This window comes from Allobosea sp. WAO (assembly GCF_001509835.1).
Taxonomy (GTDB): domain Bacteria; phylum Pseudomonadota; class Alphaproteobacteria; order Rhizobiales; family Beijerinckiaceae; genus Allobosea.
The window spans coordinates 1-21,341 of the sequence record NZ_JXTJ01000028.1 but is presented as its reverse complement, the minus strand read 5'-3'; the positions used below and the strand labels follow the sequence as shown (position 1 = coordinate 21,341).

The 21,341-nt window shown below is 66.7% G+C and carries 22 protein-coding genes; 13 read left to right on the top strand and 9 right to left on the bottom strand.

What is annotated here, in order from left to right:
* Window positions 1-38: 38 nt before the first annotated feature.
* Window positions 39-1,010, top strand: coding sequence for a LysR substrate-binding domain-containing protein (locus DK26_RS28095; RefSeq protein ID WP_248310135.1), 972 nt, complete (start codon window positions 39-41; stop codon window positions 1,008-1,010).
* 422 nt (window positions 1,011-1,432) lie between these two features.
* Here DK26_RS28095 and pcaD read toward each other — a convergent pair whose 3' ends face one another.
* On the bottom strand, window positions 1,433-2,212 hold the full coding sequence (gene pcaD / locus DK26_RS28090) for a 3-oxoadipate enol-lactonase (protein ID WP_066480147.1): 780 nt from the start codon (window positions 2,210-2,212) through the stop codon (window positions 1,433-1,435).
* 116 nt (window positions 2,213-2,328) lie between these two features.
* On the opposite strand from pcaD, the gene DK26_RS28085 reads away from it, so the two are divergent.
* The 7 genes from DK26_RS28085 (at window position 2,329) to DK26_RS28055 (ending at window position 8,746) form a co-directional block, all read left to right on the top strand.
* Complete coding sequence (locus DK26_RS28085) at window positions 2,329-2,997, top strand: TetR/AcrR family transcriptional regulator (protein ID WP_083533664.1); 669 nt, start codon at window positions 2,329-2,331, stop codon at window positions 2,995-2,997.
* Window positions 2,994-4,232, top strand: coding sequence for an amidohydrolase family protein (locus DK26_RS28080; protein ID WP_066480143.1), 1,239 nt, complete (start codon window positions 2,994-2,996; stop codon window positions 4,230-4,232). Before DK26_RS28085 ends, DK26_RS28080 begins: the two co-directional genes overlap by 4 nt.
* Window positions 4,233-4,250: 18 nt before the next feature.
* On the top strand, window positions 4,251-5,471 hold the full coding sequence (locus DK26_RS28075) for an ABC transporter substrate-binding protein (protein WP_066480142.1): 1,221 nt from the start codon (window positions 4,251-4,253) through the stop codon (window positions 5,469-5,471).
* A gap of 74 nt (window positions 5,472-5,545) precedes the next feature.
* Entirely contained in the window at window positions 5,546-6,409 is an 864-nt protein-coding gene (locus tag DK26_RS28070; protein ID WP_066480141.1) for a branched-chain amino acid ABC transporter permease, read from the top strand.
* Window positions 6,409-7,293, top strand: a complete 885-nt coding sequence (locus DK26_RS28065) for a branched-chain amino acid ABC transporter permease (RefSeq protein ID WP_066480139.1) — start codon at window positions 6,409-6,411, stop codon at window positions 7,291-7,293. Before DK26_RS28070 ends, DK26_RS28065 begins: the two co-directional genes overlap by 1 nt.
* A complete protein-coding gene (locus DK26_RS28060) occupies window positions 7,290-8,048 on the top strand; it encodes an ABC transporter ATP-binding protein (RefSeq protein ID WP_066480129.1) in 759 nt (252 codons plus the stop codon). Before DK26_RS28065 ends, DK26_RS28060 begins: the two co-directional genes overlap by 4 nt.
* The gene (locus DK26_RS28055; RefSeq protein ID WP_066480123.1) at window positions 8,045-8,746 is read left to right on the top strand and encodes an ABC transporter ATP-binding protein; all 702 of its coding nucleotides are present in this window, start codon (window positions 8,045-8,047) and stop codon (window positions 8,744-8,746) included. Before DK26_RS28060 ends, DK26_RS28055 begins: the two co-directional genes overlap by 4 nt.
* 13 nt (window positions 8,747-8,759) lie before the next feature.
* On the opposite strand, the gene nanR is transcribed toward DK26_RS28055, so the two are convergent.
* Genes nanR through DK26_RS28040 form a run of 3 tightly spaced genes read right to left on the bottom strand, consistent with a single transcriptional unit; the run spans window position 8,760 to window position 12,126 of the window.
* Window positions 8,760-9,503: a transcriptional regulator NanR gene (nanR, locus tag DK26_RS28050; RefSeq protein WP_066480120.1), complete on the bottom strand. Its 744-nt coding sequence runs from the start codon at window positions 9,501-9,503 to the stop codon at window positions 8,760-8,762.
* The gene (locus DK26_RS28045; RefSeq protein ID WP_066480117.1) at window positions 9,500-10,864 is read right to left on the bottom strand and encodes a four-carbon acid sugar kinase family protein; all 1,365 of its coding nucleotides are present in this window, start codon (window positions 10,862-10,864) and stop codon (window positions 9,500-9,502) included. The genes nanR and DK26_RS28045 overlap by 4 nt, the downstream gene beginning before the upstream one ends.
* Window positions 10,861-12,126, bottom strand: a complete 1,266-nt coding sequence (locus DK26_RS28040) for a ribulose-bisphosphate carboxylase large subunit family protein (RefSeq protein WP_066480112.1) — start codon at window positions 12,124-12,126, stop codon at window positions 10,861-10,863. Before DK26_RS28040 ends, DK26_RS28045 begins: the two co-directional genes overlap by 4 nt.
* Window positions 12,127-12,260: 134 nt before the next feature.
* Between DK26_RS28040 and DK26_RS28035 the strand changes: the two genes are divergently transcribed.
* The 4 genes from DK26_RS28035 (at window position 12,261) to DK26_RS28020 (ending at window position 15,947) form a co-directional block, all read left to right on the top strand.
* Window positions 12,261-13,088: a phosphogluconate dehydrogenase C-terminal domain-containing protein gene (locus DK26_RS28035; RefSeq protein WP_066480111.1), complete on the top strand. Its 828-nt coding sequence runs from the start codon at window positions 12,261-12,263 to the stop codon at window positions 13,086-13,088.
* Window positions 13,089-13,147: 59 nt separating this feature from the next.
* Window positions 13,148-14,113, top strand: coding sequence for a TRAP transporter substrate-binding protein (locus tag DK26_RS28030; RefSeq protein ID WP_248310132.1), 966 nt, complete (start codon window positions 13,148-13,150; stop codon window positions 14,111-14,113).
* A gap of 61 nt (window positions 14,114-14,174) precedes the next feature.
* On the top strand, window positions 14,175-14,666 hold the full coding sequence (locus DK26_RS28025; RefSeq protein WP_066480192.1) for a TRAP transporter small permease: 492 nt from the start codon (window positions 14,175-14,177) through the stop codon (window positions 14,664-14,666).
* Window positions 14,667-14,672: 6 nt separating this feature from the next.
* Entirely contained in the window at window positions 14,673-15,947 is a 1,275-nt protein-coding gene (locus DK26_RS28020; protein ID WP_066480107.1) for a TRAP transporter large permease, read from the top strand.
* Between the two features lie 244 nt (window positions 15,948-16,191).
* On the opposite strand, the gene DK26_RS28015 is transcribed toward DK26_RS28020, so the two are convergent.
* The 4 genes from DK26_RS28015 to DK26_RS28000 all read right to left on the bottom strand — a co-directional run bounded on the left by DK26_RS28015 (window position 16,192) and on the right by DK26_RS28000 (window position 19,945).
* A complete protein-coding gene (locus DK26_RS28015) occupies window positions 16,192-17,181 on the bottom strand; it encodes a transketolase C-terminal domain-containing protein (protein WP_066480105.1) in 990 nt (329 codons plus the stop codon).
* A complete protein-coding gene (locus DK26_RS28010) occupies window positions 17,178-18,029 on the bottom strand; it encodes a transketolase (protein WP_066480103.1) in 852 nt (283 codons plus the stop codon). Before DK26_RS28010 ends, DK26_RS28015 begins: the two co-directional genes overlap by 4 nt.
* Complete coding sequence (locus DK26_RS28005) at window positions 18,026-18,979, bottom strand: transketolase family protein (protein WP_248310134.1); 954 nt, start codon at window positions 18,977-18,979, stop codon at window positions 18,026-18,028. The genes DK26_RS28010 and DK26_RS28005 overlap by 4 nt, the downstream gene beginning before the upstream one ends.
* A gap of 90 nt (window positions 18,980-19,069) precedes the next feature.
* Window positions 19,070-19,945 (bottom strand): transketolase, encoded by an 876-nt coding sequence (locus DK26_RS28000; RefSeq protein WP_083533663.1) that lies wholly within the window; start codon window positions 19,943-19,945, stop codon window positions 19,070-19,072.
* Between the two features lie 115 nt (window positions 19,946-20,060).
* Between DK26_RS28000 and DK26_RS27995 the strand changes: the two genes are divergently transcribed.
* Complete coding sequence (locus DK26_RS27995) at window positions 20,061-21,086, top strand: zinc-binding dehydrogenase (RefSeq protein ID WP_066480099.1); 1,026 nt, start codon at window positions 20,061-20,063, stop codon at window positions 21,084-21,086.
* 52 nt (window positions 21,087-21,138) lie between these two features.
* Here DK26_RS27995 and DK26_RS29535 read toward each other — a convergent pair.
* Window positions 21,139-21,341: hypothetical protein (locus DK26_RS29535; RefSeq protein ID WP_210179294.1), on the bottom strand; the 203-nt coding region annotated here is incomplete at its 5' end.

Here is a 21,341-nt window from a genome sequence, read left to right as displayed (position 1 = left end):
ACTTGCTCGCTAATAAATCGAGGAATGCTCCAGCATTGGTGAATTCAGCTCACGATAGGCCGACGCGGTCGCGGCTGCCGCCGCTGTCAACCCTCCATGTCTTCGAGGTGGTCGCCCGGCTTGGGTCGGTTACGCGCGCCGCCGAGGAACTGGGGCGGACCCATGGCGCTGTCAGCCGGCAATTGCGGTCATTGCACGAACGCGCCGGGATTTCGTTCTTCGACAGGGAGGGCACCGGCATCAGGCTGAATCGTCATGGGCAGGCCTTGCGGGACGTGGTTGCAGCGGCGTTCGAAGACCTCGAGCAAGGCTGGCAGCGCGTGCTCGCACAAGCCTCCGGCGAGGCTCTGCACGTCGCCTGCAGCGCGACCTTCGCGATGCGTTGGCTGGTGCCCCGCCTGGCCGGACTCTATCGGGAAAATCCGGAACTCAAGATCCGGCTCTCGATGACCTCGGCTCGCGAGATCCGCCAGCAAGGCGCCGATCTCATCATAGCCTGGGATCTGGCCTCGTATTCTGCCGCCGACGTCGAAGGCGCGGTACCGCTCGCGCCGGTCAATTTCGGCCCGGTCTGTGCCCCGGCCTATGCCTTCTCGCTCGCTGACCGACGATTGTCGTTCGAGACGCGGATCGCGCATGAATTCACATCGCGCGCCTGGACGGGCTGGCAGGAGCTGTCCGGGGTCACGACACTGCAGCGCTTTGAGCGCGGGTTCCCGCACACCCATCTCTGCATCGAGGCGGCTGCGGCCGGGCTCGGCCTCGCCCTGGTCGAACAACGGATGGTGACGGAGGAACTCGCTTCCGGGCGATTGATCGCGCCTTGCGGCTTCGCGCCGTTCCCCGACAAGCTCTCCGCTATTCCTATGGGCGCGCGCGGCCAGACGAAGACGGCGAGGATGTTCGTGGATTGGCTCACGGCGACCCTGACTGCCGAAGCCGAGAGAAAACAGCCTGAGAGCCGGACTGCTAAGGCTGCTCGGCACGCCGGAACGTCGCAAGATCTATGACGATCCCGCTGGCATTGCCGGACACGCTGCGAGCCGAAACCTGGGCAATGAGGGCGTACGTCGCCTGCTGGCGCTGTTGAGCGTCTCGAAGACAGCGGCCGTTGCGAGGATCAGAGTCAGGCTTCCGGTGCTTTGTTCAAGGCGGCGCAGCTCGGGCTGCGCTGTCCGCGCGATGGTGCTGCAATCCTCGATTCAGCGGAGCCGGCCGGGGCGCGATCGTCATTCGAGTCGCTAGTGCATTTCGTGTTCTGACCAAATCATGTTCGGCGTCGGCGCATTCTCCTCGGGCGATGGCTTCGACGAGACATCCGACCTGGCGCCAAGCGTCCTGGACGGAGCGCTTCTGGCCTTGCGCATGAAGGCGCGCGCAGGATCGGCTGACGGCGTGCTCTTCAATCGCCTGCTCGCCTATTGTGGCCGGGCTATCCGCCGAGAAGGAAGGCATCGACTGCAGCGCCGAAAGCCGCGGCCTGCTCGATATTCGAGATGTGCGCGGCGTCCAGAACGCATTTCCGTGCGCCGGGAATCGCTGCGAGGATGGCCTCGCCATCGGTCGGGGTCGTCGCCGGATCCTTCGAGCCGATGATCACGAGCACCGGATTTCGGACTGCCTTGATCGTTTCCCGTTGATCCATGTCGCGGATCGCCAGGCATGATCCCTGATACCCGACGGCGGGCGTTCTCAGGATCATGGCCCGCATGCGCTCGATCGTTTCAGGTGCGGCAGTCCGGAAGGTTTCCGGGAACCAGCGCGTTATGGTCGCATCGACAAGCGCTTCCATGCCGCCGGCTTCGGCCGCAGCGACCCGCCCGTTCCAGAGATCGGCCGGGCCCATATAGGCGGCGGTATTGGCGAGGACCGCCCGTTCGACCCGGTCCGGCGCATGGGTCAGCAGCCACATGCCGACCATGCCGCCCATGGAGAGCCCGCAGAAATGCGCGCGCTGCACGCCGAGCGCATCGAGCACGCGAAGCGCATCCCGGCCCAATTGTTCCATTGAATAGGGCGCGGGGGAAACGGTGCTGCCTCCGTGGCCCCGCTGATCGTAGCGGATCACCCGGAAGTTTTGCGACCAGAGCGGAATCTGGTCCTCCCACATCGACATGTCCGAACTGAGCGAGTTCGACAGCAGCAGCGCGGGCGCCGCGTCGGGGCCGTCGATGCGCAGCTCGAAATCCTCGTCTCCGATCATGATCCGCATCGTCGTCGCTCCATCCGCTTCCGCATCTTTGTGTCCCGCGGGCATCGCCGCGCGCAACATCGGGAAAAACAAACATGCATACTTGTCTGTTTGTTTCTAGCTGCTAAGGTTCATCCATGCCGCCATCAGCCGACAAGCAGCGCCGGACGCAAGAGGAACGCTCGACGGAAACGCGGGCGCGTCTCATCGACGCGACGCTCGACCTGCTGGTGGAGCGCGGCTATGCGCTCGCGACGACGTCCGAGATTGCGGCACGCGCCGGCGTCACCCGCGGCGCGCTCAACCATCACTTTTCCGGCAAGGACGATCTGATCGTCCAGTCCGTGAGCCATCTGCTGCAGAGCTGGATCGGCGAGATCCGCCGTGTTGCCGAGCTCGTCAAGGCCGGCAGCCTGTCCCTGTCCGACTTCGTCGACCGGATGTGGGAGCTGTTCTCCGGCCGGTTGTTCCTGGTGACGCTCGAGCATGTGACCGCCGCCCGGCACAATCCCTATCTGCGCGAGCAACTGGTTTCGGTGACGCGCGAGTTCCACGCTGCCCTCGACGGTACCTGGCAGGACTTCTTCGACGGAACCGGCCTGCAGAAGCCCGAGGTCGAGGCAGCCTTCAACGCCACGCTCTGCCTGATGCGCGGCATGAGCCTGCAGACCATCCTGCGCGACGATCCCGCCTACTACGCGCGACTTCTCGGCTTCTGGAAGACCGTTCTGGCCGGGCATTCGCAGCAGATCCGCGCCGGCGAGGGCGCCATTTCCGATCCGACCAAGCAAGGCATGCACCCGTGACACAGGCTATCATTTTCGAGAATGCGAGGCTGCTCGACGGCACCAGCCCCGAAGGCGAGCACGACCGCTTCGTGCGTGTCGAGGGCGGCCTGATCCGCGAGGTCTCCGACCGCCCGATCGCCGATGGCGGCGCGCGGCGCATCGATCTCAAGGGCCGGACGCTGATGCCGGGCCTGATCGACTGCCATGTCCATGTCATCGCCAACTCGGCGAATTTCGGCCAGAACGCGATGCTCCCGGATGCGCTCGTCGCCCTGCAGGCGGTGAAGCTGATGGGCGAGATGCTGCAGCGCGGCTTTACGACCGTTCGCGACGTCGGCGGCGCGACCTATGCCCTCGTCGAGGCGCAGGAACAGGGCCTCTATGTCGGACCGCGCCTCGTCATCTGCGGCAAGGCCCTGTCGCAGACGGGCGGCCATGCCGATTTCCGAGGCCGCTACGACAACCGCCGGCCCGACTACCAGACCCATCAGCTCGGCTCGCTCGGCCGTGTCTGTGACGGCGTCGACGCCTGCCGTGCCGCCGCGCGCGACGAAATCCGCCAGGGCGCCCAGTTCGTGAAGATCATGGCGAATGGCGGCATCGCGTCCCCGACCGATCCGATCGCTTTCCTCGGTTTCAGCGATGCCGAGATCACCGCGATCGTCGAGGAGGCCCACAACGCCCAGACTTATGTCGCGGCGCATCTCTATACCGATGAGGGCATTGCGCGGGCCGTGAAGCTCGGCGTGCGCTCGGTCGAGCATGCCAACCTCATTCAGGCGGCGACGGCCCGCCTCATGCATGAGCGGGGCGCGATCGCCTGCCCGACGCTCGTCACCTATGAGGCGCTGAACAATGAAGGGGCTTCCTACGGCCTGCCGCCTTCATCGGTCGCCAAGATCGACGACGTCCGTCTGCGCGGCCTGGAGTCTCTCGAGATCATGCGCCAGGCGGGTGTGAAAATGGCCTACGGTACGGATCTGCTCGGCGCCATGCACCGGCACCAGTCGGAAGAGTTCGTCATCCGCGGGCGCGTTCTTCCCGCGATCGAGGTCATCCGCTCGGCAACGGTCAACGCAGCAGAGCTGATCGGCATGCCCGGCAAGATCGGCGTGATCGCGCCCGATGCCTACGCCGACCTCATCGTGGTCGACGGCGATCCGCTGGCCGATCTCTCGCTGCTGACGGGGCAGGGGGGGCACCTGCCGATCATCATGAAGAGCGGCGACTTCATCAAGAACGAGCTGAACTAACCTAAAAGGGAACAGGCCATGACCACCAACCGTCGTCAGTTCATCGGCACCCTCGGAGCCGCTTCGGCGCTCATCGCGGCGCCTTCCGTCCTGCGGGCCCAGCCGCAGGGTGTCTTCCGCATCGGCGCGCTCTGCCCGGTGACGGGCGCCGGCGCGCCCTACGGCTCCGGCATGCAGAAGATGATCACCGCCGCGGCCGAGATCGTGAACGCCGCCGGCGGCGCGGCCGGCCGCAAGATCGAGGTCGTCTCGGAGGATACGCAGACCAGCCCGCAGGCCGGCGTTCTCGCCGCCAAGAAGCTGATCGACGTCAACAAGGTCCAGGCCATTCTCGGCACCTGGTCCTCCGGCGTCTCGCTCGCGGTCGTGCCGCTGACGAACGATGCAAACATCATCCTGATGAACACCTCGGGCGCGCCTGCGCTCTCGGTTCCGCCGGCCAACGCCAAGGGACTGTCCTACCGGTTCCAGGCGACCAACGATCGCTTCGGCAGGGCCTTCGCCGAGATCTGCGCCAAGGAAGGCTTCAAGCGCCCGGCCACCATGGCCTTCAACAACGCCTCCGGCATCGGCAACACCGAAGGTTTCCGCAAGGCCTGGGAAGCGAAGGGCAACAAGGTCGTCGCCAACGTCGTCTATGAGCCGAACCAGCCATCCTATCGCTCCGAGCTGCAGAAGGTCCTCGCCGCCAACCCGGACGTGATCGTCACCGGCTCCTATCTGTCGGATACCACGATCATCATGCGCGAGTGGTTCCAGAGCGGGCAGCCGGTCAAGTGGATCATCCCCGGCTGGGCCGCCAACCCCGACCTGGTCAAGGCGACCGGCCCGGAGGTGGTCGAAGGCGTGATCTCGGTCGACTCGATCTCGAACGAGACGGCGCCGTCGTTCAAGGCCTATGCCGAGGTCTACGAAAAGGCGACCGGGCAGTCCGGCCAATCGAACATCTTCAGCGCCATGACCTGGGACATGGTCCATGCGCTCGCTCTGGCGATCGAGGCGGCCGGCTCCACCGAAACGGCGGCGATCAACGCCAAGATCCGTGAAGTCTCGAACCCCGAGGGCACGAAGGTCTACAGCTATGCCGAGGGCAAGGAAGCGCTGAAGAAGGGCAAGATCAATTTCGAGGGCGCCTCCTCGGTGCTCGACTTCGACCAGTACGGCGACGTCTCCCCGTCCTTCGGCGTCTTCTTCATCGAAGGCGGCAAGCTCAACCGCCGTTACGTCGTCAACATCTGACGCAGCGCCCCTGCAGGCCATCGCCTGCAGGGGTTGCCGGTTCCAGGCGCTGCGATGCTCGACCAGGTTGTTTCATGTTTTACGCTCAACTTTTCGTAAACGGGCTGTTCCAGGGCCTCGTCATCGGCCTGGCGGCGCTCTCGATCACGCTCGTCTTCGGGATCGCGCGCTTCCCGAATGCCGCGACCGGTGACTCCATGACGCTCGGCGCCTATGCGGCGTTGGCCGCTCACAAGGCCAGCGGTTCCTTCATCGTCGCCGGGCTTGGCGCCGCCAGTGCAACCGGCATCGTGCTGCTCCTCGCCTACTGGAGCGTGTTCCGGAAGCTCGCCGGCCGCTCCGTCGTCGCGCTTCTCGTCGCTTCCATCGGCATTGCCTTCCTGCTGCGGGCGGTGCTTGGCGTCGCCTTCGGCCACGGCCAGCAGGTGTTCCAGATACCGCTGGCACGGCCTTACATCTTCGGTGGGCTTCGCATCCTGCCGCTCGACCTGCAGATGGCGCTCGTCGCCCTGGTGACGCTGATTGCGGTGTTCGGTCTGCTTTATCTCACTGCGATCGGGCGGCAGATGCGCGCCGTCGCCGATAATCGCGACCTTGCCCGCGTTTCTGGCATCCGCCCCGGCCGCGTCATGGTCGCGCTCTGGCTGCTTGCTGGCGCAGTCGCCGGCATCGCCGGGATGATGCTCGGCATGAAGACGATCGTGACCCCTGAATTCGGCTGGGAGATGCTGCTGCCGGCCTTCACCGCGGCGATCCTCGGCGGCATCGGCTCGCCGGTCGGCGCAGTCGTCGCCGGGCTCATCCTCGGCGCGATGCAGGAGTTCTCCACCCCCTTCGTCGGGTTCACCTACAAGATCGCCATTGCTTTCCTGATCATGCTCGCCGTCCTGCTGGTCAGGCCGCGCGGATTGTTCGGCCGCGTCGAGGGAGTGCGCTGATGGAAGCCTATCTCGTCGCGATCGGCATCATCGCGCTGATCTACGTGCTGCTCAGCCTGGGGCTGACGCTGCAATACGGTCTCACCGGCCTGATCAACTTCGGCCATGTCGGCTTCTTCGCGATCGGCGCCTATACCAGCGCGCTGCTCGTGATGAACGGCGCGCCTTTCATTGTCGGCTTCGCAGGCGCCGCGCTCCTCGCCGGCATCGCGGCCTGGCCTATCGGCTTGGTCTCGCTACGCCTGCGCGACGACTACTTCGCCATCGTCACGCTCGGCTTCTCAGAGGTCGTGCGGATCATCCTGACCAGCGAGCGCTGGTTGACCAATGGCGTGCAGGGCATCCCCGGCATTCCGCGGCTCTATTCGGACCTCGGCGGTGCGGCAGGCCAGATCGCGACCTTCGCCACCATCCTCGCCGTCACGGTTGCGGCCGCCTGGATGATCCGCCGGATCGCGGGTTCACCCTTCGGACGGATCATCGAGGCGATCCGCGACAACGAGGAGGCCGTGCAGGCCCTGGGCAAGGATCCGCCGCGCTTCAAGATCCAGGTGCTCGTGGTCGGCGCGGCGCTGGCCGGCATCGCCGGTGCCTTTTACGCGCACTACATCACCTACATCGTGCCCGAGCAGTACATCCCGCTCGTCACCTTCTATGTCTGGATGGCGATCATCATGGGCGGCGTCGGCCGCGTCTCCGGCGCAGTGATCGGCTCCGTCATCCTGATGGCCTTTCTCGAGGGCTCGCGCTTCATCCGTGACGTCGTTCCCTGGATTTCCGAGGTCGACATGGCCTCGGTCCGGATCGGCCTCGTCGGCCTGCTGCTGATCCTGTTCATCATCTATCGGCCCCAGGGGCTCATGGGGGATTACACCAAGCGATGAGCCTCGAAATCTGCGACATCACCAAGTCCTTCGGCGGCTTTCGGGCCCTGGACGGCGTACGTCTGACCATCGAGACGGACGCCCTGTTCGGGATCATCGGCCCCAATGGTGCCGGCAAGTCGACCTTGTTCTCCGTTATCTCCGGCTTCGTCGCGGCTGATGCCGGCGAGGTTCGACTGAACGGCAATCGGATCGACGCGCTCTCCCCGCCGCAGCGCGCTCGTGCCGGCATGCTCCGCACCTTCCAGGTTCCGCGCGAGTTCTCGCATCTGACGGTGCGCGAGAACCTGATGGCGTCCGCCCCCGATCAGACCGGGGAGAGCCTGCTTGGCCTGTTCTTCCGTCCTGGCCAGGTCCGCACGGAGGAGGCTGCCATCGCCGAGACGGTCGAGCGCACCATGGCCTTCCTCAAGCTCGACAAGGTCGCCGACGTGCCGTCCGGCAAGCTTTCGGGCGGGCAGAAGAAGCTGCTGGAACTCGGCCGTGCCCTGATGGTCCAGCCCAAGCTGATCCTGCTCGACGAGCCTTTCGCCGGCGTCAATCCGGTGCTGATCGGTGAAATCATGGAGCGGATCAAGGAGCTGAATGCGCGCGGCATCGGCTTCGTCATCATCGAGCACGATCTGGAGGCGCTGACCCGCCTGGTGCCGCGGCTCGCGGTCATGGATCGCGGCAAGGTCCTGGCCGAGGGCGCCCCAGCCGCAGTCCTCGAAGATCCGGTCGTGCGCGAGGCTTATCTTGGAGGCGTGTCGTGACCTTGCTCGACATCAAGGACGTCCGTGGCGGCTACGGCGAGGTCGACATCCTCAACGGCATCTCGCTGTCGCTGCAGAAGGGCGAGATCCTGACGGTCGCCGGCACCAACGGCGCCGGCAAGTCGACGCTCGCCAAGGCGATCGTAGGGCTGTTGCCCCGCGTCTCCGGCGGCCTCCTGTTCGAGGGACGTGACCTGTTGCCGCTCGCAACGGAAGACCGCATCGCGGCCGGCATCGGCTATGTTCCGCAGGTCGCTAACGTCTTCGGCTCGATGAGCATCCTGGAGAATCTTCAGGTCGTGGTCGGCGTGCGCGACCAGGCACAGCGCATCCGCGAGCTCTTCGAGGCCTTCCCGCTGCTGGGCGAGCGCAAGCGCGCCCGTGCCGGGTCGCTCTCCGGCGGTGAACGCCAGCAACTCGCCTTCGCCCGCGCCCTGATGACACGCCCCGGCTTGATGATCCTCGACGAGCCGACGGCGGCGCTTGCTCCCGCCAAGGTCGCCGAGGCCTTCGACCTGATCCGGCGCCTGCCCAAACTCGGCGTCTCGGTTCTCGTCGTCGAGCAGCGCGCGCGCCAGGCGCTCGCGATCTCGGACCATGGCTGCATCCTCGACGGCGGCAAGGTGGCGCTCACAGGCGCCGCGAAGAGCCTCCTCGACGATCCGAAGGCGGCGGAGCTCTATCTCGGCCAGCACTGACCGCGCGGCGAGATCAGGGCGCTCCAGCGTCCGCGTTTCCAGTACGATAGAGGTCGTTGGCGCGGTTCAGATGGTCGGCCATCGCCTGGGCCGCGGCATCGCCGTCGCCCGCCGCGATGGCGTCGAAGATGCGCTGATGCTCCTGAAGGGTCGTGTTCTCCCGCCCGATGGCGCGCAGCAGCGTGCGGTAATAGGCGCTGAGCCAGTTCAGCATGCCGTCCAGCGCGGCGCTGAAGATCGGATTGCCGCTCATCGCGGCGATCTGGCGGTGGAAGGCGACGTCCCTCGCCAGGAAGTCGTCGAGATCCGCTTGCCGGTGCTCTTCGAGACGTTGTGCCAATAGCGCGATCCCGGCGGCATCGGCCCGTTCGGCCGCCATCCGCGCGAGACCCGCCTCCAGGAAGAGCCGGACTTCCTTGAGTTGGCTGAGCGTGCCCGGCTCGACGCTGAGAAGGTAGCGCGCCGCATTGCTCATCTGGCTGACGATGGCTTCGGCCGTCGGCAGCACCACGCGGGCGCGCTCGCCATGGCTGATCTCGACGATGCCGGAGCGCTCGAGCTGCTGCAGCGCCTCGCGGATCGCCGGACGGCCAACCTTGTAGCTGTCCATCAACTCGCGTTCGGAGGGGAGTTGCGCACCTGGCGCGAATTCGCCGGCGTTGATGCGCGCCAGCAAACGGTCGAGCACCTCATGCGAGAGTTTGCGGCGCGGGATCGGCTCGGGAGTCACGGCGGCAGCCTGTTGGTCGGTTCTCATCTCGGACCGCCATTGCGAACGGCGCTGAAATAGTCGGCTCCGCCGATCTGCCCGCCTTTCAGCGCAAGTTCAAGCCCGTCGCGCTGCGGATCGGCGGCATAGGCGCGGCACAGGGGCGAGCCCGGCGCGATCGCCGCGATCGCCGAAAGCGCGTCCACGCCGAGCTCAAGCGTGGCATGGCCCGAGGTGTCGCCGCCTGCGATCAGGGCGCGCCTCGGCCCGCCCGCATCGACAATGCCGGCCAACACCCGGCCAAGCCCGGCACCGATCCGGTCATTGATCTCCGAGGTCGAGCGCCCGGCACTTTCGCAGGCCGCGCCCAGCGCCGTGACGGCGGGGTCGTCCGGCCCTTGCGCGGTATAGACGAGCGGCGACGCGCCCTCGCCGAGCTTGCGCATCGCTTCCTCGGTCACCCGGCCGGTCTCGGCCTGCCAGGCGGCGGCATCGACCGCGCGTGTCGCATCGAGCGCGATCGCCGCAAAGCCGTGCGCGCTCGCATGGGCGATCTGGCCGGCGGTCACCGGCGAACAGGAGCCGGAGACGACGGCGATCCGCTCGAGCGCGGGCACCCGCCGTGGCGCGGGGTCGCGCTCGATCCAGCCCTGGGCACGCCAATGCGCCACCAGTGCATATTCGACGCCCTGCGAGCCGGCGACGAAGCGGCCTTGATTGCGCATCTCCCAGACCAGCCGGCCGGCGGCGGCGAGGCTGGCCTCGTCGAGCACGTCGAGCGCGACGATGGGCGCGGCCTCCTGCAGCATCGCCGCCAGCCGATCTGCCCCCTCGCAGCGATGCAGCGCGATGAAATCGATCAACCGGATCGGCATGCGGGTCTGCGCGGCGAGATGGCGGGGTATGTCCGCTTCTCCCATCGGCGTGACCGGATGGCGCGCCATGGTGGGATGACGGTCGAGCCGGTGGACCGCGCCATCCGCGCCCGCGAACAGGTTTCCGAAAGCCTGATAGCGCGCGATCGCCGGAGCGCCGACGATCAGCGGCACATAAGCGCCCGGTATCGCAGCATGGGCGAGCTCGATGGCCCTGCCGATCGAGCCGATGTGAGGCGCGGAATCGAAGGTCGAGCAGGTCTTGTAGTGGACCAGCGGCGCATGGACGCGACCGAGAGCCGCGAAGATCGGCGGCAGCCGCGCATCCATCCATTCGGGCGGGCGCGCGCGGGCGATGCCGGCGATGCCGATGCAGCGCCGGTCGGAGAAGGCGGCGAGACGCTCCGGCGAGGGCAGGTCGAGGAACAGAACCGAGTCGAGCCCAGCGAAGCTCATCACCTCCATGACCGCCGCGGAGCCGGTGAAGTCGTCACCGTAGTAGGCCAGCAGAGGCCCGTCGGGCAGGCCGTTCATCCGAAGCGCTCCAGGGCCCGCGCCAGCATCGGATGCGTCTCTGCGTAGATCGGCAGAGGCGTCCGCGTCATCGCTGCCTCCCAGGCCTCGCGTAAAGCGGCGACACCACCGGCGGGCCTGTCGGGATGGGCGAGGATGCCGCCGCCCGCTGCGTAGATCAGGTCGGTGGAGCCCAGCGCCGCGAAGGTCGCCGGGGCCTGGAGCGCGGTCTGGCCGGAGGAGAACACCGGCATGATCGCGTCGGCCCTGGTCTCGAACAAGGGCTCGCGGCAGGCCCTTGCCGAGGCGATGACGCTCGCATCGGGCTCGCTGAACTTGTTGGCGATGCCGTTGACATGCATGTGGTCGGCGCCGGCGAGCCGCCAGATCTTATGCCAGGCCCGGTAGTCGAAGCCGAGCTGCGGACTGCGGGACAGGTAGCCCCAGCCATTGCGATGGGCATGGATGGGCAGCTGCGTGAAACGACCGAGCTCGATCATGCCGACGAGGCCGACGGAATTCAGGCTCGCCATCACGCAAGTGCCGCCGCGCTTCAGCACATGGTCGTGGCGGCGCCTCATCTGGTCGAGGTCACCGGTGATATTGAAGGCGAACATCGCCTTGCGGCCGCGCCTGTCGGCCTCGGCCTCGATCACACGCATCACCGCGTCCACCCGCGCCTCGAACGGGCAAAGCGGACCGTCCGACTGCAGCTCGTCGTCCTTGATGAAGTCGATGCCGGCGCCTGCCAGCGTCGCGACCAGATCCGCGGTCTCTTCCGGGCCGAAGCCGACACTCGGCTTGACGATCGTCCCGATCAACGGGCCGTCCGGGACGCCGGCGAGACGACGCGTGCCGGCGACGCCGAATTTCGGCCCGGCATAGGCCGCGGCGAAGGCGGCCGGCAGCCGGATATCGGTCAGCCTCAAACCGCTGACCTGTCGCAGCTCGAACAGGTTGCCGGCGACGGTGGCGAGCAGATTGGGCAGCGACGGCCCCGTCGTCTCAAGCGGCCAGGACAAGGTCAGCCTTGCCCGGTGATAACCGCCCGGTACAGGCGGTGCGCCCGGATCGACCGACGGCAGCGACGGGGCCTTCGCATGGTCGAGCAGTTCGAGCCGTTCGACCCTCGCCGCCGCGCGCGCCGTCAACTCGGGCGTCTCGCCAGGAACCGCAACGAAAGTGCCGCTCGATTGCTCGCCCGCCATCACCTCCGCGGTCCGGCGCGGATCGCCCGGCGTCTCGAACCAATAGTCCGCTTCGATCCGATGCAGGCTGCCCACGCCGCACTCTCCGATGATTTCGACAATGAGAATGTCATACAGTCATCATACCAGATTGACAATCGACGCGGCTCTATGGGAATGACCGAACTCAAGAGGTTCGCTCGTCCGGATCCATGCCAAGGGAGTGAAGAATGACCACGGTTGCGCTCTTCGGCGCCGGCGGAAAAATGGGGATGCGTCTCGGCCGCAACCTCGCCGGCTCGCGCTTCGAGACCCGCCATGTCGAGGTCAGCCCGGGCGGTCAGCAGCGCGTCAAGGACGCTTACGGCGTCGATTGCGTGCCGGCCGAGCAGGCGATCATCGGTGCCGAGGTCGTGATCCTCGCGGTCCCCGACACCCATGTCGGCGCGGTCGCCAAGGAGCTGCTGCCGAAGCTCGCCTCGGGCACGATCGTCGTCATCCTCGATGCCGCCGCGCCCCATGCCGGCCATTTGCCGGAGCGGGCCGACATCTCCTATTTCATCACCCATCCCTGCCATCCGCCGATCTTCAACGACGAGACTGACCCGGCGGCCAAGGCCGACCATTTCGGCGGCATCGCCGCCAAGCAGCACATCGTCAACGCGCTGATGCAGGGGCCGGAAGCGCATTATGCGCTCGGCGAGGAGGTGGCGCGGACGATCTGGGCGCCGGTGATGCGCTCGCATCGCATCACCACCGAGCAGATGGCGATCCTCGAGCCCGGCCTTTCCGAGACCGTCTGCGCCACGCTGCTCGACGCGATGCGCGAGGCGATGGAGGAGGCGATCGCCCGCGGCGTGCCGCGCGAAGCGGCGCGCGACTTCCTGCTCGGTCACATGAACATCCTCGCCGCGGTGACCTTCGAGGAGGTCCAGGGCGTGTTCTCCGACGCCTGCAACAAGGCGATCGTCTTCGGCAAGGACACCATCCTGAAGCCGGACTGGAAGCGCCTGTTCGAGCCGGAGGAGATCCGCGAGAGCGTTCGCCGGATCACCTGAGCCCTCGCTCGCCGATCACAGCCAAGAATCGAACTCAAAAGAACATGGGGAGGATCACCATGAAGCGCCTTGCATTGCTGATTTCCGCCGCCGTCGGCCTGGCTCTCGCCAGTGCGGCCAACGCCCAGACCGTGATCAAGGCCGGGCACGGCGCCCAGACCGGCCACCCGACCCATTTCGGCCTGCAGAAATTCGCCGAGCTCGTCGCGGCCAAGACCGGCGGCAAGGTCAAGGTCGAGGTCTATCCGGATCGCCAGCTCGGCGAAGAGCGCGAAATGGTCGAAGGCCTGCAGCTCGGCACGGTCGACATGGCCGTCGTCTCGACCGGCCCCCTGCTCGCCTTCGTGCCGCAGATCGGCGTGCTCGACCTGCCTTTCGTCTTCAAGAACAACGAGCATGTCTACAAGGTGCTCGATGGCGAGGTCGGCCAGGATCTCCTGAAGCGCATGGGCGCCAAGAACATCGTCGGCCTCGGCTGGTGGGAAAATGGCTGGCGCCACCTGACCAGCAAGAAGTCGATCAAGGCTCCCGACGACCTCAAGGGCGTGAAGCTGCGCACCATGCAGAACCCGGTGCACATCGCCGCCTTCAAGCAGGTCGGCGCCGCGCCGATCCCGATGGCCTGGGGCGAGGTCTTCACCAGCCTCGGCCAGGGCGTCATCGACGCGCAGGAAAACCCGGTGACGATCATCTACACCAACTCGCTCTGGGAGGTGCAGAAGTACCTGACGCTGACCGGCCATGTTTACGGCCCGCATGTCGCGATGATGGGCAAGAGCGCCTGGGCGAAGCTGACGCCGGATCAGCAGAAGGCATTCACCGAGGCGATGGCGGAGGCCACCGCCTATCAGCGCCAGACCTCGGCCCGGCTCGAAAAGGAGCAGCTCGAGCAGCTCAAGGCCAAGGGCATGATCGTCGAGACCATCGACATCGCCCCGTTCCAGGCGGCGACGGCCGAGATTGCCACCACCCAAAAGAACATCGACCCCGCCCTCCTCAAGAAGATCCGCGACGCGGCCAACTGAGCGACTGACCGGGCCCCGGCGACAGCACGCCGGGGCCATTTGCTTTCTGGGGCGGATGAAGATGGTTTTTCGGATCTGGTCGTGGGCGCAGCAGACGGTGCTGGCTCTTCTCGTGCTGCTGTTCGTGGCGATGACGCTGACCTGCACCGCCCAGGTCGTCTGGCGCTATGTCTTCGGCGATCCGCTGATCTGGTCCGAGGAACTCGCGCGCTACCTCTTCATCTGGATCGGCTATCTCTCGGCCTGGGTGGCCTGGAAGCACCGCGCCCATATCGCCCTCGATGCGGTGAACTATCTCGACGCCCCCGCGCTGAGCGCCGCCGTCGGCCGCCTCGTCGAAGTGCTCGTGCTCGGCTTCTGCCTCTACACGCTCTGGTCGAGCTTCACGATCGTCTCCATCACCCACGGCCAGCCCTCGGCTGTCCTCGAGATCCCGATGAGCCTCGTCTACTCCGGCTATAGCGCCATGGCGGCGTTGATCGCCCTCGACATCGTCTTCGGCTGGCTGGCGGCCAACCGGGCTCCCGTCCCCGCTCAGCTCTCGGAGCTCTGAGGCGCCATGGCCACCGTCCTGCTCGTCGGCTTCGCCGTCCTTCTCGTCCTCAATGTCCCAGTCTCCTTCGCCCTGGCCTTGGCCTCGCTTGCCGCGCTGCTCTATGGCGGCATGCCGGCGACGCTGATCATCCAGAAGATGACGGCCTCGATGGACTCCTTCGTCCTGCTCGCCGTGCCCTTCTTCCTGCTCTCCGGCCATCTGATGGGCCGCAGCGGCATCGCGCGCGACATCGTCGACTTCGCCGACAGCCTGGTCGGCTGGCTGCGCGGCGGGCTCGCCCATGCCAACATCGCCGCCGGCACGCTGATGGGCGGCATGACCGGCTCGGCCGTGGCCGAGGCGTCCTCGACCGGCGGTGCTCTGATCCCGCCGATGATCGCCAAGGGCTATGACCGGCCCTTCACCGCCGCCGTCACCGCCGCCGCCTCGACCATCGCAGTGATGATTCCGCCCTCGATCCCGATGATCATCTTCGCGGTCGTCACCGGGGTCTCGGTCGGAGACCTCTTCATCGCCGGCGTCATCCCCGGCCTGCTCATGGCGCTGGCGCTGATGTTCACCTCCTGGATCTTCGCGGTGCGCCGCGGCTACCAGCGCGGCCCCCGGCCGAGCCTCGCCCATATCGGCCGGGCGACGCGCGCCAGCGTCTGGGGCCTGATCATGCCGCTCGTGATCATCGGCTCGATCCGCTACGGCATCGCCACCCCGACCGAAGCCTCGGTCGTCGCCGTGCTCTACGCGCTCTTCGTCGGCATGTATGTCTACAAGACGCTGACATGGTCGGACGTGCCGGGCATCATCCATGACACCGCGATCACGACCGGCATCGTCATGCTGATGATCGCGGCCGCTTCGCTCTACGGGCTGATCGTCACCCGCGAGCAGATCCCGCAGGCTGCGGCGCAGCTGATCATGGAACTCACGACCAATCCCTATCTGGTGCTGATCCTGATCCTCTGCGTCTATCTCATCGCCGGCATGCTGCTCGATCTCGGCGCCAACATCATCATCCTCGTGCCGGTGCTCTGGCCGCTGGTGAAGAGCCTGCAGATCGACCCCGTGCAGTTCGGCATCGTCACGGTGCTCGGGCTCGCCATCGGTCTGATCACGCCGCCGGTCGGCGCCAGCCTGTTCGTCACCTGCGGCATCGCCAAGACCAACCTGCTCGAGGGCAGCAAGGCCGCTTTCCCCTTTATCGTGGCGCTGCTCGCGGTGACCTTGCTGATCATCTTCGTGCCGGCGGTCGCCACCTGGCTGCCCTACAGCGCCAAGGGCTGAGCCCCCGGCCGGCCCGATCCCCAGACCGCGTCGGCTGCCGCCGGCGCGGTAGGTCGTTTCGGTCTCGACAGGTTCGGATTGCCGCCAGCTGGCGGCACAATTCTCCGTTGAGGCCCGGACCTCCGAAGAGCAGCCGCGCCTGTTCCATCAGCCGCGCGTGAGCGTGCATCCGCGCCTCCCGACGACGGGCTAGGTAAGCGCAGAGGGTAGGATTCCCGCGCCTCGCAGAAGCGCGGGAGCGGCGCTAGTTCCGGCGCGGCATCGCCATCGCTCGCGCGACGATCGCGCTGGCGCAGAGGCCGAGCGACTCGCGTAGCGCGAAAGTCGGCCCGATCGGCGGATAGATGTCCTCGATGCCGATCAGCTCGACCGGGAAGCCATGGCCGCCGCGCAGCACTTCGAGCACGGCAGAGCCGAGCCCGCCATGGATGTTGTGCTCTTCGACCACGATCATGCCGCGCACATTGGCAGCTTCCGAGAGGACCGCCTCGCGATCGATCGGCTTGACCGTGTGCATGTTCAGCACGCTGGCGCCGATGCCGTGCTCGGCCAGGATGTCGGCGGCGATCAGCGCCTCGACGACCATTGGGCCATTGGCGATCAGGCTGATGTCCCGGCCCTCGCGCAACTTGCGCGCCCGGCCGATCTCGAACGGGGCGGCCGTATCGTTGAAGGCATGCTCCGGCCCGCGCCCGATCCTGAGATAGATCGGCGCATCGCCCGGCCGCGCCGCGGCCGCCTGCAGGGCTTGGTCGAGCTCGATCGTGTCGGACGGGACCACGACCGTCATGTTCGGAATGGCGCGCATGATCGCGACATCCTCGAAGGTCTGGTGGGTCGGCCCGCCGACACCGTAGGAGAGCCCGGCGCTGAGCCCGCAGAGGATGACCTTGACCTCGTTATAGGCGCAGTCGACCTTGGCCTGCTCGATCGCGCGCAAGCTGGTGAAGGCAGCATAGCCGCAGACCACCGCGAGCTTGCCGCAGGAGGCCAAACCGGCGGCGACCCCTGTCATGTTCTGCTCAGCAATGCCGAGGTTGATCAGCCGCTCGGGGAAGCGTTCGCCGAACGGCGCCATGCCGGTCGCGTACATCAGGTCGGCGGTGAGCGCGACGAGATCCCCGCGCTGCTCGGCGAGCGCGATCATGCTGCGGCCGAACTGCTCGCGGATTACCCGCATCGGATAGAAAGCGCGCAAGGCGGCGCTGCGGGCCTGGATCTCTGCGGATGTCATGACAAAGGCCTCGTCAGTTCGGCACGTGCCAGCCGGTCCTCGTCCGGCGTCAGCACATCGGCATGCCAACGCCGGACATTCTCCATGAAGGAGACGCCGCGCCCCTTGACGGTGCGCGCGATGATCGCGCGCGGAGCGGCATCGACGCGGTCATGCCCGATATCGAGCACGCGCAGCAAGGCCGCGAGATCGTGCCCGTCGCATTCGACGACCTCCCAGCCGAAAGCGGAGAGCTTGTCGGCGAGAGGCTCCATCGGCATGACCTCATCGAGCGTGCCGTCGACCGAGAGGCCGTTCGCGTCGATGATCGCCACGAGATGGCCGAGCCGGTACTTCGCCGCCGAGGCGAAGGCCTCCCAGACCGAGCCTTCCTGGATCTCGCCATCGCCGAGCAGGACAAAGCTGCGATAGTCCCGGCGATCGATCTTGCCGGCTAGCGCCATGCCGACGCCGATCGAAAGCCCGTGCCCGAGCGCCCCGCCGGAGGCATCGACGCCGGGCTGGTAGCGCCGCGATGGATGGGTCATCAGCTTGACGCCGACCTTGGCCTCGAATTCGTGGATCCAGTGTTCCGGCATGTAGCCGCGCCGGATCAGGGCGGAATACAGCGTCGGCGCGGCATGGCCCTTGCCCAGGACGAAGCGGTCGCGCTCCGGCCAATCGGGCCGCGCCGGATCGAGCCGCATCACGTTGAAATAGAGCGCGGTGACGATCTCGGCACAGGAGAAGCAGCTGCCGTAATGGCCGTTTCCGGCGGCGGCGAACATGTCCATCGTGTCGATGCGGTTGATCCGCGCCGCCTCGGCGAGGTCGGCCAGCGTCGCCGGCACCTTGATCTGCAGGCTCATAGCCAGCCCTTGATCTGCGCGACCACCTGTTCAGTCGAGATACCGTAGCGATCATGCAGGGTCGGCAGGGCGCCGGCATCAAGGAAGGCGTCCGGTAGCGCGATCTGCCGGAAGGGTGGCGTCACGCCGGCGCGCAGCAGCGTGCCGGCCACCGCTTCGCCGAGACCGCCGATGACCGAGTGGTTTTCGGCCACCACCACCAGCCGTCCGCCGCGACCGGCCTCGCGCAGGATCGTTTCGGTGTCGAGCGGCTTGATCGTCGGGGAGTGCAGCACGGCGACGCCGATCCTGTCGCGTTCCAGCCGCTTCGCCGCCTCCAGCGCCCGCATCGTCATCAGACCGCTGGAGATGATCAACACCTCGCCACCGTCGCGCAGCAGCTTCGCCTTGCCAAGCTCGAAGCGGTAATCGTACTCGTCCAGCACGACCGGCACCTGGCCGCGCAGCAGGCGCATATAGACGGGACCGGGATGGTCGGCGATCGTCGGCACCGCCTGCTCGATGTCGATAGCATCGCAGGGGTCGACGATCGTCAGGTTCGGCATGCCCCGGAAGATCGCCAAATCCTCCGTCGCCTGATGGCTCGGCCCGTAGCCGGTCGTCAGGCCGGGCAGGGCGCAGACGATCTTAACCGGCAGATTCTCCTCGGCGATCGACAGGCAGATGAAGTCATAGGCGCGCCGCGCCGCGAACACCGCATAGGTGGTGGCGAAGGGTATGCAGCCCTCGCGCGCCATGCCGCCGGCTGCGGCCATCAGCACCTGCTCGGCCATGCCCATCTGGTAGAAGCGCTCGGGATAGGCTTGCGCGAAGATATGCAGGTCGGTGTATTTGCCGAGATCGGCAGTGAGCCCGACGATCTCCGGCCGCTTCTTCGCCAGTTCGACCAGCGCGTGGCCGAAGGGCGCGGACCTGGTGCGCTGGTCGGCCCCGGCAATCGAGGCGATCATCGCGGAGGTCTTCAGCCTGGGCTTGGTGGTGTCGGACTTAGTGGTGTCGGACTTGGCCGTGCCGGCCTTGGCGGTTTGCGTGCTCATCTCTCAGGCCTCCAGGCGCAGCTGCTCGAGCGCCAGCGCCCATTCATCCGGGTCGACGCGAATAAAGTGCGCCTTCTCGCGCCCTTCGAGGAAAGGCACACCGCGCCCCATCCTGGTGTCGCAGATGATCACGCGCGGCTTCGGTTCCTGAAGGTTGCGCGCCGAATCGAAGGCCTCCGACAGGGCGGCGAGGTCGTTGCCGTCGACACGCGCGACATGCCAGCCGAAGCTCTGCCAGCGCGCCTCCAGCGGCTCGAATGACATCACCTGCGAGGACGGCCCGTCCGCCTGCTGGTTGTTGACGTCGACCACCGCGATCAGATTGTCGAGCTGCCAGTGGCTGGCCGACTGGGCGGCCTCCCAGGTCGAGCCTTCGTTGAGCTCGCCATCGGAGAGCAGGTTGTAGACGAAGGAGCGCGAGGCCTTGCGCTTCAGCCCGAGGCAGACGCCGACCGCAATGGGCAGGCCCTGGCCGAGCGAGCCGCCGGAGATTTCCATGCCCGGCGTGTAGCTAGCCATTCCGGACATCGGCAGGCGGCTGTCGTCGGAACCGTAGCTCTCGATTTCGGTCTCCGGCAGGACGCCGGCCTCGATCAGCGCGGCATAGAGCGCGATCGCATAATGCCCGATCGAGAGCAGGCAGCGGTCCCGCTCCTCCCAATGCGGATCGGCTGGATTGTAGCGCAGCGCCTGGAAGTACAGCACGGCGAGCACATCGGCGAAGCCGAGCGCCTGCGCGACATAGCCCTGGCCCTGGACCTCGCCCATGCGCAGCGCGTGCCGGCGGATATTGTAGGCACGCCGCGCCAGCTCCGCCGTCAGCCGGTTACCGCCGTCGGCCTGCGGAGTCGCGCTCCCTCCTTGTCGTTCACTGACCATCGTGGCCCTCTGCGCATCTTATATGATGGTATGATGAGTATTCTTTGTGCTAGGGGATATCACCGCCCCGCGATCCCTCGCAAGATGCCATCTCGCCTAAAATGGACTGACGCCGATGCGTGCCGCGATCTTCAATGCTCCCAAGGACCTGCTTCTCACCGAACTGCCCCGGCCGGAGCCCGGTCTCGGCGAAGTCCTGGTCAGGGTCCGAGCCGCGGGGGTCTGCGCCGGGGACCTCTACATCCACACCGGCAAGAATCCTTACGTGTCCTATCCGCGGATCGGCTGTCACGAGATCGCCGGCGAAGTCGCCGGCTACGGACCGCAAGTCTCTTGGCCGCAAGCCTCAGGGCCGGAGATCGGCAGCAGCGTCGTGGTGGACCCCTTCGTCGGCTGCGGCAGCTGCTACCCCTGCCGGATCGGCAAGCGCAATTGCTGCGCCAGCCTCTCCATCGTCGGCATCCATCGCGAGGGCGGCTTTGCCGATTATGTCGTCGTCCCGACCGGCAACATCGTTCCGGTCCCGCAGACCCTGAGCCCGTTCGAGGCGGTCTTCGCCGAGCCGGTGGCTATCGGCGTGCAGGGCTGCCGGCGCGGCGAGGTCACGGCCGCCGACACGGTTCTGGTGCTCGGCGCCGGGCCGATCGGTCTCGCCATTATCGAGGTCGCCCGTGCGCGCGGAGCCAAGGTCTACGCGACCGATCTGTCGCAGGAGCGGCTCGCCACCGCCGCGCAGTTCGGCGCCATCCCGATCGCCGGGGGCGAAGGCCTGCTCGATCGCGTCATGGAGATCACGGCGGGCGAAGGCATGCCGGTGGTCATGGAGGCGACGGGCGCGCCGCCCGCGATGGAGCAGACGATCGAGCTCGTCGCGTCGGGCGGGCGCATCGTCATCCTCGGCCTCGTCCGCAAGGGCCAGGAGGTCCGCTTTCCGGGCCTCGACTTCACGCGCAAGGAAGTGACGATCGTCGGTTCGCGCGCCTCGGTCGATTGCTTCCCCGAGGCGCTCGAACTCATTGCATCCGGCCGGATCGGCTACCCGAAGATCGCAAGCTTCTTCGCATTGGAGGAAGCACCTGAGGTCTTTGAAACTCTGGCCGCCGACCCGACCGCCTATCACAAGGCGGTCTTCAGGATCTGAGCGCGGGCATTGCGGAGCCGAAACCTGCCCCCAGCTCGAGCTTTATCAGGGCTCAGACCTGATTGATCTGGAAAATCATGCTGGCGGCGCTGAAGCTCTGGGTGCACCGGCGCGCGACGCGTGGCCGATGCGTCAACAGTCCTTGCGGCAGGTTCAGAGGTTCTCGATCCTGCGCCGGCGTAGGTATCGAGCTGGACCGGAGAGGGTGGGGATCTTTCGGTCGCGGCTCGAGGAGCTGCGGCCGGCGCATCGGGT

Bases quoted from the DNA above. Each gene is read 5' to 3' on its own strand.
- DK26_RS28020 (WP_066480107.1), top strand. From the start codon at position 14,673: ATGGCCACCGTCCTGCTCGTCGGCTTCGCCGTCCTTCTCGTCCTCAAT.
- DK26_RS28010 (WP_066480103.1), bottom strand. From the start codon at position 18,029: ATGAGCCTGCAGATCAAGGTGCCGGCGACGCTGGCCGACCTCGCCGAG.
- DK26_RS28030 (WP_248310132.1), top strand. From the start codon at position 13,148: ATGAAGCGCCTTGCATTGCTGATTTCCGCCGCCGTCGGCCTGGCTCTC.
- DK26_RS28015 (WP_066480105.1), bottom strand. From the start codon at position 17,181: ATGACATCCGCAGAGATCCAGGCCCGCAGCGCCGCCTTGCGCGCTTTC.
- DK26_RS28000 (WP_083533663.1), bottom strand. From the start codon at position 19,945: ATGGTCAGTGAACGACAAGGAGGGAGCGCGACTCCGCAGGCCGACGGC.
- pcaD (WP_066480147.1), bottom strand. From the start codon at position 2,212: ATGCGGATCATGATCGGAGACGAGGATTTCGAGCTGCGCATCGACGGC.
- DK26_RS28035 (WP_066480111.1), top strand. From the start codon at position 12,261: ATGACCACGGTTGCGCTCTTCGGCGCCGGCGGAAAAATGGGGATGCGT.
- DK26_RS28005 (WP_248310134.1), bottom strand. From the start codon at position 18,979: ATGATCGCCTCGATTGCCGGGGCCGACCAGCGCACCAGGTCCGCGCCC.
- DK26_RS28075 (WP_066480142.1), top strand. From the start codon at position 4,251: ATGACCACCAACCGTCGTCAGTTCATCGGCACCCTCGGAGCCGCTTCG.
- DK26_RS28025 (WP_066480192.1), top strand. From the start codon at position 14,175: ATGGTTTTTCGGATCTGGTCGTGGGCGCAGCAGACGGTGCTGGCTCTT.
- nanR (WP_066480120.1), bottom strand. From the start codon at position 9,503: ATGAGAACCGACCAACAGGCTGCCGCCGTGACTCCCGAGCCGATCCCG.
- DK26_RS28065 (WP_066480139.1), top strand. From the start codon at position 6,409: ATGGAAGCCTATCTCGTCGCGATCGGCATCATCGCGCTGATCTACGTG.
- DK26_RS28060 (WP_066480129.1), top strand. From the start codon at position 7,290: ATGAGCCTCGAAATCTGCGACATCACCAAGTCCTTCGGCGGCTTTCGG.
- DK26_RS28045 (WP_066480117.1), bottom strand. From the start codon at position 10,864: ATGAACGGCCTGCCCGACGGGCCTCTGCTGGCCTACTACGGTGACGAC.
- DK26_RS27995 (WP_066480099.1), top strand. From the start codon at position 20,061: ATGCGTGCCGCGATCTTCAATGCTCCCAAGGACCTGCTTCTCACCGAA.
- DK26_RS28085 (WP_083533664.1), top strand. From the start codon at position 2,329: ATGCCGCCATCAGCCGACAAGCAGCGCCGGACGCAAGAGGAACGCTCG.
- DK26_RS28070 (WP_066480141.1), top strand. From the start codon at position 5,546: ATGTTTTACGCTCAACTTTTCGTAAACGGGCTGTTCCAGGGCCTCGTC.